Source organism: Caproiciproducens sp. LBM24188, assembly GCF_054130445.1.
Genome location: NZ_CP196862.1, coordinates 2,257,492 through 2,269,740 on the forward strand (window position 1 = coordinate 2,257,492; position 12,249 = coordinate 2,269,740).

The 12,249-nt window shown below is 46.4% G+C and carries 12 protein-coding genes, 1 tRNA gene and 1 riboswitch; of the genes, 7 read left to right on the plus strand and 6 right to left on the minus strand.

From position 1 onward, the window contains the following. Positions 1-42: 42 nt before the first annotated feature. The 4 genes from ACSVDI_RS10690 (at position 43) to ACSVDI_RS10705 (ending at position 6,704) form a co-directional block, all read left to right on the plus strand. Positions 43-2,937, plus strand: coding sequence for an acyl-CoA dehydratase activase-related protein (locus ACSVDI_RS10690; protein WP_457942820.1), 2,895 nt, complete (start codon positions 43-45; stop codon positions 2,935-2,937). Positions 2,938-2,940: 3 nt separating this feature from the next. Beyond that, positions 2,941-4,221, plus strand: coding sequence for a 2-hydroxyglutaryl-CoA dehydratase (locus ACSVDI_RS10695; protein WP_457942822.1), 1,281 nt, complete (start codon positions 2,941-2,943; stop codon positions 4,219-4,221). A gap of 115 nt (positions 4,222-4,336) precedes the next feature. After that, a riboswitch (cyclic di-GMP riboswitch) is annotated at positions 4,337-4,469 on the plus strand. A gap of 57 nt (positions 4,470-4,526) precedes the next feature. Beyond that, positions 4,527-5,828 carry a diguanylate cyclase gene (locus tag ACSVDI_RS10700; RefSeq protein WP_457942823.1) on the plus strand — a complete coding sequence of 434 codons (1,302 nt, stop codon included), beginning with the start codon at positions 4,527-4,529 and terminating at the stop codon, positions 5,826-5,828. 282 nt (positions 5,829-6,110) lie between these two features. Then, the gene (locus ACSVDI_RS10705; protein WP_457942825.1) at positions 6,111-6,704 is read left to right on the plus strand and encodes an MBL fold metallo-hydrolase; all 594 of its coding nucleotides are present in this window, start codon (positions 6,111-6,113) and stop codon (positions 6,702-6,704) included. A gap of 105 nt (positions 6,705-6,809) precedes the next feature. On the opposite strand, the gene ACSVDI_RS10710 is transcribed toward ACSVDI_RS10705, so the two are convergent. Beyond that, positions 6,810-7,046: a hypothetical protein gene (locus ACSVDI_RS10710; protein ID WP_457942827.1), complete on the minus strand. Its 237-nt coding sequence runs from the start codon at positions 7,044-7,046 to the stop codon at positions 6,810-6,812. Between the two features lie 175 nt (positions 7,047-7,221). Between ACSVDI_RS10710 and ACSVDI_RS10715 the strand changes: the two genes are divergently transcribed. Next, positions 7,222-7,620 carry a VOC family protein gene (locus ACSVDI_RS10715; protein WP_457942828.1) on the plus strand — a complete coding sequence of 133 codons (399 nt, stop codon included), beginning with the start codon at positions 7,222-7,224 and terminating at the stop codon, positions 7,618-7,620. Between the two features lie 67 nt (positions 7,621-7,687). Beyond that, entirely contained in the window at positions 7,688-8,338 is a 651-nt protein-coding gene (locus ACSVDI_RS10720; protein WP_457942830.1) for an HAD family hydrolase, read from the plus strand. Here the strand turns inward: ACSVDI_RS10720 and ACSVDI_RS10725 are convergent. Continuing rightward, a complete protein-coding gene (locus ACSVDI_RS10725) occupies positions 8,301-8,768 on the minus strand; it encodes a hypothetical protein (protein ID WP_457942832.1) in 468 nt (155 codons plus the stop codon). The two genes, ACSVDI_RS10720 and ACSVDI_RS10725, sit on opposite strands and share 38 nt — an antisense overlap. 18 nt (positions 8,769-8,786) lie before the next feature. Next, entirely contained in the window at positions 8,787-8,987 is a 201-nt protein-coding gene (locus ACSVDI_RS10730; protein WP_457942834.1) for a FeoB-associated Cys-rich membrane protein, read from the minus strand. 1,040 nt (positions 8,988-10,027) lie between these two features. Between ACSVDI_RS10730 and ACSVDI_RS10735 the strand changes: the two genes are divergently transcribed. Beyond that, a tRNA-Pro gene (locus ACSVDI_RS10735) sits at positions 10,028-10,103 on the plus strand. Between the two features lie 301 nt (positions 10,104-10,404). Here ACSVDI_RS10735 and ACSVDI_RS10740 read toward each other — a convergent pair. The 3 genes from ACSVDI_RS10740 to ACSVDI_RS10750 form a co-directional block, all read right to left on the minus strand. Beyond that, on the minus strand, positions 10,405-11,049 hold the full coding sequence (locus ACSVDI_RS10740) for a Dph6-related ATP pyrophosphatase (RefSeq protein WP_457942836.1): 645 nt from the start codon (positions 11,047-11,049) through the stop codon (positions 10,405-10,407). Between the two features lie 357 nt (positions 11,050-11,406). Continuing rightward, entirely contained in the window at positions 11,407-11,976 is a 570-nt protein-coding gene (locus tag ACSVDI_RS10745) for an SOS response-associated peptidase (protein ID WP_457942838.1), read from the minus strand. A 4-nt stretch (positions 11,977-11,980) separates the two neighbouring features. Beyond that, positions 11,981-12,241 (minus strand): hypothetical protein, encoded by a 261-nt coding sequence (locus ACSVDI_RS10750; RefSeq protein WP_457942840.1) that lies wholly within the window; start codon positions 12,239-12,241, stop codon positions 11,981-11,983. Positions 12,242-12,249: the final 8 nt, after the last annotated feature.

Here is a 12,249-nt window from a genome sequence, read left to right on the forward strand (position 1 = left end):
GAATTTTAATTACTATTAGAATAAAGAAACGGCGGTTACGGTATGAGAGTAGGCTTAGACGTCGGCTCAACCACGATTAAATGTGTGGTTTTAGACGACACTGATCAAATCATATACAAATCCTATGAACGGCATTTTTCGCAGATTACACAGAAAATGACAGAGCTTCTTACGAAACTGAAGCAGGAAGTGCTGCACGGGGAACCGGTTCGCCTGACCGTGTCCGGCTCCGCTGGTATGGGAATTGCAGAAACCTGCAAGCTGCCGTTTGTTCAGGAGGTTTATTCCACCCGCGTAGCGGTGGGAAAGCTGATTCCCGACACCGATGTGATTATTGAACTGGGCGGCGAAGATGCGAAAATTCTGTTCCTTACCGGGGGCATGGAAGTCCGCATGAACGGCAGCTGTGCGGGCGGAACCGGCGCGTTTATCGACCAAATGGCAACCCTGCTGAACATTTCCCTGGACGAAATGGATCAGATTGCGAAGGATTATGAAAAAATCTATACCATCGCCTCGCGCTGCGGCGTGTTCGCCAAATCCGACGTTCAGCCGCTGTTAAATCAGGGCGCGCGCAAAAGCGATATTTCCGCCAGTATTTTTGCCGCGGTGGCCAACCAGACCATCGCCGGGCTTGCCCAGGGACGCAGAATTGCCGGAAAGGTACTTTACTTAGGCGGGCCGCTTACGTTTTTGTCCCAGCTGCGCTACAGCTTTGACCAGGCGCTGAAAACCACTGGCATCTGCCCGGAAAATTCGCTTTACTTTGTCGCGCTTGGCGCCGCGTTTGCAAGCGATACGGAAATCGACCTGGAGGCGGCCATTCAAAATGTGGAAGCCTATGGAAACACCGCGAATTTTCTTTCCATTCCGCCGCTGTTTGCAAACGACGCGGAATACGAGGAATTTCGGAAGCGGCACGAATCTGCAAAAGTGCCGAAAGGCGACCCCAGCCAGTACCGCGGGGACGCGTTTTTGGGAATTGATGCCGGTTCCACCACTGTGAAGGCGGTTCTCATCGGAAAGGACGGAGAGGTGCTGGATTCCATTTACCAGAGCAACTCCGGCAACCCGATTCCAATTGTAAAGAACTACATACTAAACATTTATAATAAATATCCACAGATTCACATCGCCTCCAGCGCGGTAACCGGTTACGGCGAGGAACTGCTGAAAAACGCGTTCCGCATTGACACCGGCATTGTGGAAACGGTCGCGCACTTTACGGCGGCGAAGCGCTTTTTGCCCGACGTGGATTTCGTCATCGACATTGGCGGTCAGGACATGAAGTGCTTCAAAATTCACAATGGCGCCATCGACAATATCTTTTTGAACGAGGCGTGTTCCTCCGGCTGCGGCTCTTTCCTGCAGACCTTTGCCAACACGCTCGGCTACGAGATTCCCGAATTCGCACGGCTCGGTCTGTTTGCAAAGCACCCCGTGGACCTAGGCTCCCGCTGCACGGTCTTTATGAATTCCCAGGTGAAGCAGGCACAGAAAGACGGTGCCACCACAGAGGATATTTCCGCTGGGCTTTCTGTCAGCGTGGTCAAGAACGCCATTTACAAGGTTATCCGCGCGGCTTCTGCCGAAGAACTGGGCCGCCACATTGTGGTGCAGGGCGGCACCTTCCTGAACGACGCGGTTCTGCGTGTGTTTGAAAAGGAACTGGGCGTGCCGGTCGTCCGCCCAGACATTTCCGGCCTGATGGGCGCGTACGGCGCGGCGATTTACGCGATGGGAAAATCCACCGGAACCAGCACGCTGGTCAGCAAAGAGGAACTGGAATCTTTTCAGCATGAAGTAAAAGTGACCTCCTGCGGCCTGTGCAGCAACCACTGCCGCCTGACCATCAACATCTTTGGAAAAGACCGCCGCTACATCGGCGGCAACCGCTGCGAAAAGCCGGTGACAAAGCGTTCCTCCGGCAGCAGCCTAAACCTGTATCAGTACAAGCTGAACAAGCTGCGTTCCTACCAGCCGGTTGCCGGAAAACGTGGCAAAATCGGAATGCCCATGGGGCTGAACTTTTACGAACTGTTGCCGTTCTGGCACACGTTCTTTACTGACCTTGGGTTTGAGGTCGTCACTTCTCCCCTTTCCACCCGCGAGCTGTACCTGAATGGGCAGAGCACCATTCCTTCCGATACCGTCTGCTTCCCGGCAAAGCTGATGCACGGTCATATTCTTGCTCTGGTAGAACAGGGCATTCACAATATATTTTATCCCTGCATGTCCTACAACATTGATGAGGGACTGGGCGACAACCACTACAACTGCCCGGTTGTGGCATATTACCCCGAGGTTATTTCAGCAAACACCAGTGCGCTGAAGGATTTCAACTTTATTCACGACTATGTGGGCATTCACCGCAAGCATGATTTTCCGGTGAAAATGCACCGAATTCTGGAGAAGTATTTCCCGGACATTCGCTTTTCCGAAGTGAAAAAGGCGGCCAAAGACGCTTACAACGAATATGACCGCTACTTTGCCGACATCCGCGCGAAAGGCGACGAAATCATCGCTCAGGCACGGGAACAGAAGCGTGAAATCATCGTTTTATGCGGCCGGCCGTACCATTTGGACCCCGAAATCAACCACGGAATCGACAAGCTGATTACGGAACTGGGCGCCGCGGTTATTTCGGAGGATGTGGTCAGCTGCAAGGTAAAACGCTTTCCCACTGCAGTTCTAAACCAGTGGACCTACCACGCCAGGTTGTACGCGGCGGCCCGCTACATTGCCAACCAGAAAGACATGAATCTGGTGCAGCTGGTTTCGTTCGGATGCGGCGTGGACGCAATTACCACTGACGAGGTTCGCCGCATTCTGGAAAATGAGAATAAAATTTACACCCAAATCAAGATCGACGAAATCACGAATCTCGGCGCGGTAAAAATCCGGCTTCGCAGCCTGTTTGCCGCTTTGGAGGAATAATCAATGGCGGAATTAAAATTCAACAGCAAGGGACGCCTGCTTTTTACCAAGGAAATGAAAAAGGAATACACCATTTTATGCCCTTCCATGGCTCCGGTTCATTTCCAGCTGATTGTAAACGTATTTAACAACTGCGGTTATCATTTTGAGCTTTTAACCAACGACGGGCCAAATGTGGTGCAGGAAGGACTGAAATATGTTCATAACGACACCTGCTACCCGGCTCTGCTGGTCATCGGGCAATTTATGGACGCACTGCATTCGGGGAAATACGACCTGGACCGTACCGCGCTGGTCATTACCCAAACGGGCGGCGGCTGCCGCGCTTCCAACTATATTCACCTGCTGCGCAAAGCGCTGAAAAAGGCCGGGCTTCCTCAGATTCCGGTCGTGTCGCTGAATTTGTCCGGTCTGGAGCGGAATCCCGGTTTTTCTGTAACACTGCCCATGCTGCGCAAGTTTCTTGCGGCGCTCGTATACGGCGATGAACTGGTGCTCCTGTATAACCAGACGGAGGCGTACGAGGTCAACAAAGGCGATAGCCAGAAGCTGGTTGACCGCTGGATTGAAGACCTGACGGAACAATTCAACCATGGAAAAGGACTTTCCGCGCGGGAATTCAACGTAAATCTGCGTAAAATTGTAAAGGACTTCGCAAAAATCCCGATTCATAAGGTTCCAAAAGTAAAAGTCGGCATTGTCGGGGAAATTTATGTAAAATACTCGGCGCTCGGCAACAACCACTTGGAAGATTTCCTGCGCGAACAGGACTGCGAAGTGAACGTCCCCGGCCTGATGAACTTTGCGTTGTTTAAAGTTGACAACCGTCTGGAGGACATTAAGCTTTACGGCGGAAACCCGGCCAAATACGCGGTTTGCAACCTGTTGATGAATTACCTGCTGAAGCTGCAGAACATTCTCATCGACGCCGTGAAGTCGGAGCCGAAATTCCTGCCCCCTTGCCCTTACGCGCACACAAAGAGCCTGGTAAAAGGCGTAATCGGCTACGGCAGCAAAATGGGAGAAGGATGGCTTTTAACGGCGGAAATGATTGAGCTGGCTGAGCAGGGGTACGAAAATATCGTCTGCGCCCAGCCGTTTGGCTGCCTGCCGAACCATATTGTCGGAAAAGGCATGGTGCACCGTATTAAAACCGTGAACCCACGCTCCAACATTGTGCCGATTGACTACGACCCAAGCGCCACACGGGTTAACCAGGAAAACCGAATCAAGCTGATGCTCGCCGTTGCAAGGGAAAACCTAGTGCATGGCGAAAATGATTAAATTTCTTTTGTTTTCTATTCATTCATACAAGAATGACATTCTGTATTAAAAATCAGTTGTAAAAAAATGCCAATTATAGTATAATAATGGAGAAATGCAAACTGATCTACCAAAGTAAGTAAAAAGGCAAACCGGATAAAAGTCCGGGACGCAAAGCCATGGGGCTAACCTTTTCATTGCGTTTCTGCCGTCGGAAAAGAAATCCGTATGGTAGAAGCGCTTTAAAAGTATGCCAGCCGGCTGCACTCATTACGGTTAAGTAAATGCAGACTGCTTATCCGTAATAGATTTTGGGGTTGGTGTTTGTGAAGTACAAGAGTTACTTGATTGGAATTTCTCCTGCTTTCGTGTTTCTTGCTGTGGTATTATTTGAAACACAAAACACGCCGATTCGGTCGTTTGGCCTACGGGAATACATCATTGTGCTCGGCGCCCTTGTGGGGTCGCTCTGCCTTGTGTGGTACCGCTTTGTGGAAGGGCCGATCCGGGACTTAACTCGGTCGCTTCGGCGGGCAATTCAAGGGGATTATCAGGCGCGTTTTTCCTGTGATAACAGAAATGGCTTGTTTTATCAGGTTTCCCAGTTATTCAATCAGTTTATGGATTTTATGGAGCAGCAAACCGAAGAAGTCGCCAAAACCCGTCGTTTGCAAACCCAAATGTATGAAAATGAGAAAATCTACCGTTCTGCGCTGGAGCTGACCTGCGAGCGGGTCTTTGAAGCCGATTTGGCTCACAACCGGTTTCTTTACGGGCAGGAGCAGTACAGCCGCCATTTTTCTTTCCTGCAGACGGAACTGTATGATGATATCATCCGCTTTATTGCCGAACGTGCGGTCTTTGAAGAAGACGTAGAGCAGTACCGGAACACCTTTCAGCGTGCCAATTTGATGCAGATTTTCAAAGAAGGGCCGATTCGGGAAGTAAATTTGGAATACCGAGAAAAAACACCGGACGGAACGGTACAGTGGCGAATGGCTACGGTGATTCATCTTTCGGACAGTACGGGCGACAGCATGAAGGTCATTGGGTATGTGAAGGATATTGATTCCCGCAAACGCAATGAACTGGAAATGATTCAGCTTTCGCAAAAAGACGGGCTGACCGGGCTTTACAATAAAAAATTTACCCAGTCATTATGCGAAAGTTACCTGGCAGGCGAAGGCAGCCAGAGCATAAGCGCTGCGATTATGATCGATGTGGACAACTTCAAGAGCATCAACGACACGTTAGGCCACATCGAGGGGGACCATGCACTGGAACGTGTTTCGAACACCCTTCAATGCGTATTTCACGGCACCGATATTATCGGGCGAATCGGCGGAGACGAATTTTTTGTTTTATTTAAAGAGTATTCATCTAGGGACGCACTTCTTTTAAAGCTGAACCGGCTGTTGGAATCTTTAGATGAAATCCGGCTCGGGCCGGAACAGGATTTCCCCCTTTCGGCCAGTGTCGGAGTATCCCTTTACCCAGAGGATGGAAAAACCTATTCAGAGCTTTATGTAAAAGCGGATACTTCGCTGTACTACGCAAAACAGCACGGGAAAAAGCGGTTTTATATCTGCGGCGGTCCGTTTGCCCTTGAAAAGAAAGAATCCGTCTGATTTTTCAGAACCTTCCGCGATGCACCACGGAAACGTTAGAAAACACCATACTGCGCAAAAAGCGCGCCTTGATGGGGCTTAATTCGCCGTTTCAAGGCGCGTTTCTTTGCAATCAAAAACACTTCCTGCCACTTGCCGATTTTCTTTCTCAATGATAAAATAAACATATCATTTTCATCTGCGGTGGCTGGTCAATTTCATTCATTATTAGGAATCGGCCACGCGGATGATTCCGGTTGAAAATGGAGAAAAGACTATTTTCATCAGATGGGAGGAAGTAACATGGCAGAACTTTTCTATCAGGGGCACGCAAGTTTCCGAATTACCACGGACAGCGGCTGCGTAATCTATGTGGATCCGTATGCCGGAAAAGGCTATGACGAACCGGCGGATTTGGTACTGGTTTCACATGAACATTTTGACCATAACAACATCAAACTGGTAAAACTGAAAAAGAACGGAAAGATTTACAGAAGCTCCGACCTGCTGGTCAACGGTGAATACCGTTCTGTTGAGTTTAACGGCGTTCAGATTCAGGCGACTCCGGCCTGTAATAAAAATCATCCCATTGAACAATGCGTCGGATTCCTGATTACAGCGGACCAGCGAACCATTTATGCAGCAGGGGATACTTCTAAAACAAGTTATATGTCTGAAAAATTAGCGAACATTGCGATTGATTATGCGCTTCTGCCAACCGACGGGGTATATAATATGAATGTGCACGAGGCTTCAGAATGCGCAAAAGTCATCGGGGCGAAGCATAATATTCCCATTCACATGGTCGTGGGGGACTTATTTGATGAAAAAATTGCGGACGCTTTTCAGGCAAACGGAAAAATCGTACTAAAACCGGGTATGAAAATCCGACTGTAGCCTATTCCCCAAAAAGATTCAGCCGGTTTTGAAAAACGCCCGAAAAGGCGGCGATGGTGTCAACTCCATCGCCGTTTCAGGTTTGGCATATTGGGCCGGTTCGGTTTATTCCGCCTTTTTCAGGATTTCGAGAACTTCCTCGGGAGTTTTGCCCAAACGGGAAATAAACTTTTGAAGTTCTTCCAACTTCTTTTGCTGCTGCTGATCAAAAATGACCTGTTTTTGATCGTTCAGCGCTTTTATTTTTTCCTCAATTTTTGTTTTTCTTGACTCCAGTTCCGCAATTTGAGCATCTAAAATCTGAAGTTTTTGTTCGTCGGTTTTCTGAACTCCGCGCGGCACAATGATCAACTCCTTAAACAAAATAACCGTTTCTTTTGATTGAATTATATTCACTTTTCAAACGGTTTATACACCACAGAAATCCGAATGTTTTTAATTCTTCTTATAAATTAGAAAAAACACCATTGTTAACAGTACGAAGGAATAAAACGAAGAAAGGAGGTTTGATAAAAGTATGAAAACATTGCATCACGTTTGTATTCAAACGGAAAATTATCAAGAATCGCTGAAGTTTTACACCGAGATTTTAGGTTTCGAACTTATATCTGAAACCGCAAATTTTCACGGGCGCGATTATAATACTTGGCTGAAATGCGGAACCTTTTCGATTGAACTGCAAACCGGCAAACCCGGTGAGAAATTAAATCCGAACAGCTTAAAAGACACCGGAATTGTGCACATGTGTTTTAAAGTAGACGATATTCATCAGGAACTGGACCGACTTTCGAAAATCGGTGTTAAAAATTTTTTCGTAAAAAATGGAGCCATTCTTTATAAAGTCGAAAACGGCTATCTCTTTAAAATCAAAGCTCCGGAAGGTACGGTCATTGAATTTCGGGATACCGAAATGTAAAATTCAATTTTCCGCAGCTTTCCCGGCATTATAACGTATCAATGTATCAAAGAAAGGATTGCGAAATATGACTCAGCTGAAAGGCGCAATTTTTGATTTAGACGGAACCCTGCTCGATTCCATGGGCATTTGGGCAGCAATCGATAAACGGTTTCTCGCAAAAAGAGGTATCGCCCTTCCGGACGATTATGTAGAAAAAGTCACACCAATGAACTATGCGGACGCCGCTGCCTACACCATATCGCGCTTTTCGCTGAATGAAACACCGGAAGAGGTCATTCGCGACTGGGTGGAAATGTCCGAACAAGCTTACCGCGACGAAATTCCGTTAAAGCCCGGCGCCGAACAATATCTTCGGCATCTGAAACAAAGTGGAATCAAGCTGGCGGTCGCCACCGCGCAAACGCCAAGGCTGTATGAACCGGCGTTAAAGCGCAACGGAGTATTGGAACTGTTTGACGCCTTTGCCGACTTAAGTGAAGTAAGCCGCGGAAAAGGCCACCCGGATATTTATTTGCTGGCCGCAAAGCGGCTGAACCTTTCGCCGGCGGAATGCACCGTGTTTGAAGATATCCATGCGGGCATACAGGGCGCCAAGGCGGGCGGATTTTCGACCTGCGGCGTTTATGACCCTTATTCGGAATACGAGCAGGATCAAATCATTCGGGACGCTGACCGGTTTATCCGCTCGTATCACGAATTATGGAGCGCAACATAACCGCCGCACGTTCCCCATTCTTTTCCAATAACTTTGCAATAATCTGTTCCACACCTTTCTCTGGAAACACAAAGATACCGATTAGTGCGTCGTGCTCCGCGTGTTCTTTCGATAATCCCATAACTTTGGTAAAAAACTCAAAGACCCGAACCTCGTTGGTATAAAGCTTGTTCTCAAATTGAACCCCTGCGGCGTAAACGTAATTTCGCCGTAGAATTCTTTTTGAATCTGTCCGTCCGCGGTCAATGCATTCTGCATTTTGGAAATGCTGGGGCGCTTCACCTTTAAAAAGGATGCAAGCATCGACGAAGGAACCTGATTTCCTTCTATGCCTAGTTGGCAGATAGCAAAAAGGTATTCTCTTTTTCGCGGATGAAAGCATTGGAATTTTTCTTTCCCATAATACAGAAGCTGCCGCTGCCCAATTCAATGGGCGGCGGCAGTTTCTTTACAACTTATTTTTTACTTCGGCTTTCTCAGGCTCCATCTGACTGCAGCAGCAGGATGAACAGCCGCTGCAGCCACTGCAGCCGGCACAACCGCCGCTTTTTCGGGTACGATAGATACGGCGGACTGCAAGGACAAACAAAAACGCCAGAACAGCACAAACAATCATCGTGGCCGCGTTAGCGGCTAACCACTGCAACATATACGGTCAAACCTCTTTTCTCTGATTCAAACGATTATGGACGGATTTAAGCCGCTGCTTCGGAAGTATGGGCGCAGAGCTTTATCTGCGGATTGGACGAATTGCCGCCTGCTCTGCTGCCATCATCTTTGCTTCTGAATGTTAGTCACGGCTAACTTCTTGCTCTTTTATAAAGAGGTAAGCTTATGCTAACCTCCATCTGCGGTTAGTTTACCATGGCTAACCAAAATTGTCAAGCAGCAATCAGGATTTCTTTCAAATTGTTTTCCTATCTTCCCGATCAATGGAATTCAGTTCAAAGATTCGTGCCAGATTGTTTGGCAGGCTCATCCCGCTTCAGGGTCCCATAACGGCTTTTGATTCCGTCGAACGAGTAACCTTCAGCGCGATCCAAACAACTTCGTAAGCGGCGTTGCACTTCGACGTATGGCAGGTCATACGTGGTAACGAAGCTGTTCCTTTTCAAATCCAACATTTTGGATATCAAATATGTAGAAAGGCGAGATACCATCTGGAATCGGCTGAAGCAAGCCGCTCGTCTGTCAGTCGAATTTTGTCACGTGATTACGGTTTATATTGCCGCATTGCCAACCAAAACATTTTGAACAACAAAAAAGCCGCACCTTCCGGCGCGGCTGTCACAGTCATAGGAAGCCGCCCGTTTTACGGGACGGCTTACTTGGAGAAACAAGTGATAAGATTGCTACTATCTCAATCCATGCTGTTTCTCATAGCACAGTCTTATATTACCTAATTCATTCAAAAATTTCAAATGTAATTTCTGGAAATGCGGTAAAAAATATTGGAAAAAATTTTAGCATTTTAACAAATATCCCGATTTTTCACTATTATTCACAAAAGGAATTCAAAAAGCAAACCGCTGAGCAAACCAAGGGTTCCATTGCCTGCCTTTTCGCAGCAAAAAGTGGAAGCTGCAGTGTGAATAATGCTTTAGGAACGCACGCTAAAATATTTTTGCGCCTAACTATAATAAAAATCTTGCTTTTTGGCCGCTATTGTGATAAAATAAATTTTGTTGTCCGGGTGTGGCGCAGTTGGTAGCGCGCTTGACTGGGGGTCAAGAGGCCGTGAGTTCAAGTCTCGCCACTCGGACCAAATAATCCGCATGAACACTGGGTTCCAGAGTTTGTGCGGATATTTTTTTATTTGTGATTGTAGCAATATTGGCTCGTTACTATTTAATATCTTATTGCCTTAAAAGACTCGAAAAGCCACTTTTATGTGGACTAAAAAATACGCTCTACCACGAACGAGCAGGGTCAACACAAAGTGAAATCCATTATATCAGGGAAGAGCGGCTACGGTTGTACCCTCCCGGCTCCAATCTGGGTCAAGAGCGTCCTAAATACTCTTTCGGAAGACAACTCAATACTCACGGTGCGATCTATTTAGTTAATCAAAGAATGTCTATTGCTCCATAGCCGTCAATTTGCACGATTTCTCCAAGATGTATAGGCACAGGAGCTTTATAAAACGGTGCATAAGTTACAAGAGTATGATATTCGCCGTTTTCACCACAAACATCAGCTCCGGTTTGTCTTATTTTATCCACAAGTTCAATCGTGAGTTCTCTGCCTAAGAATTCATCATCAAGACACTTATGGTCAACAACTTTAATAACAGCAGTAATACCAGATTCAATTTCTTCTTTAACTGATGTTTCTCTGGAAGTTCCCCAAAGTGGAGCAATGCATTCAAGCTCTGCAGCATTACAAATGTTCTTATCCCATTCCAAATGCTCCTCTATATCTATATCACCAAAGACGCATGCCTCAGCACCCAGGGTTTTAGCTTGTAGCAACGCATTTGTAAAAGCCTCAACATATTTTTGTGTTCCAGTAGAACTGGCTGTTATAATCGGTAAACCGATTGAGTCGGCAATCTTCTCCGCTATGTTTTGTGATATGCCGTGGAACCACGATCTACCATCCCTTTCATTTATCGCAGTGATAAGACAGATAGGCTCGTGTCCTGCTTCAATCATTTTATACATAGCAAAAGCAGAATCTTTGCCAAAGCTATAAGACATTGCAAATTTCAAATCTTTCACCTTCTCTTTAGTTATTAGTTATATAAGCTTTTAATTTCTAAATAAATGAATTCACGTAGATCGTACATAGTTGCAGCTAGCTTATTCCCACATAAAGCATAAGTTATATGGCTGCAATTTACAAGTGCTCTTTTTATTTTTTCACACCCATTTTACACCTATAAAACGTGTTTTCTATAAATCTAATTTGTCAGTCGTCTTGCAGTTTTCGCCCTTTTTAGCTAAAACCCTATAAGCTAACAAATTACCAAAAAAGAAAATCTCCGTCAACCAATCGGCCAGCGGAGATTTGTTTTTGAGATGCTTGAATTCAATTAAAGCATTAGTATTAGAGTCATGCTTATTTTTTTATGCTAGCTTTTTTACAAATTCTGGGCGTTGAGTCGCAAGTACATCCAGCGCTCCCTGATAACTATCCATCCACTGAGTAATTTCTGTGTTGCTCAGCACTACAGGCATACGGTTATGAATCTCTGACATTGACATATTTGCTTCGACCGTCAGGATTACAAACCGACGTTCACCGTCAAAATTGTTCCATAATCCAGCCATATAAAGCGCACCTGAACTTGGAAGATTAAACTGATATTTTTTCTTTTTCCCATCATGCGACCATTCATAAAATCCTGTTGACGGAATAACACAGCGCTTAGCCTCTAAACTTTTACGGAACATTGGCTTTTCCGGGGCAGTTTCCGCACGCGCATTTATAATTACTCCTTTATTACGAAAACTCGGAAATCCCCACTTTATGGCATCAGGCGTAATGATTCCGTGCTCCTGAATCAGAACCGGAGCCTTGTCTGTCGGGAATATTTCACCGGTTTTAACTCCATCCACTTTTCGCTGAACCTCATCAATAATATCACGGATATCCTGCATTTCAGTGTCACTGAAAAGTACATATCGTCCACACATGTTCTCACCCCGCATTTATTGTATGGTCTTTTGCTTCAACGAACCATCGCGATTCTTCAAGCCAAATATATTTTTCTCTCCCTTTGATTTCGCAGGTATAGCGTATCCCAGCGCCGCCGGCCTTTAAGGATGCGCAGGGCCGGATATCGGTCACCCGATCTATTTCAAAAATCTCTCCAGGCGCCCATCGCACGGCCAATGGAATTATTTTACCGTCTTCCGTGTACTGTACAATCATATCCACATATTTTTTATAAACTGGCATGACGAGTT

Excerpts from the sequence above, each read along its gene's own strand:
- ACSVDI_RS10690 (WP_457942820.1), top strand. The coding sequence starts at position 43 with ATGAGAGTAGGCTTAGACGTCGGCTCAACCACGATTAAATGTGTGGTT.
- ACSVDI_RS10695 (WP_457942822.1), top strand. The coding sequence starts at position 2,941 with ATGGCGGAATTAAAATTCAACAGCAAGGGACGCCTGCTTTTTACCAAG.
- ACSVDI_RS10705 (WP_457942825.1), top strand. The coding sequence starts at position 6,111 with ATGGCAGAACTTTTCTATCAGGGGCACGCAAGTTTCCGAATTACCACG.
- ACSVDI_RS10715 (WP_457942828.1), top strand. The coding sequence starts at position 7,222 with ATGAAAACATTGCATCACGTTTGTATTCAAACGGAAAATTATCAAGAA.
- ACSVDI_RS10720 (WP_457942830.1), top strand. The coding sequence starts at position 7,688 with ATGACTCAGCTGAAAGGCGCAATTTTTGATTTAGACGGAACCCTGCTC.
- ACSVDI_RS10730 (WP_457942834.1), bottom strand. The coding sequence starts at position 8,987 with ATGTTGCAGTGGTTAGCCGCTAACGCGGCCACGATGATTGTTTGTGCT.
- ACSVDI_RS10745 (WP_457942838.1), bottom strand. The coding sequence starts at position 11,976 with ATGTGTGGACGATATGTACTTTTCAGTGACACTGAAATGCAGGATATC.
- ACSVDI_RS10750 (WP_457942840.1), bottom strand. The coding sequence starts at position 12,241 with ATGCCAGTTTATAAAAAATATGTGGATATGATTGTACAGTACACGGAA.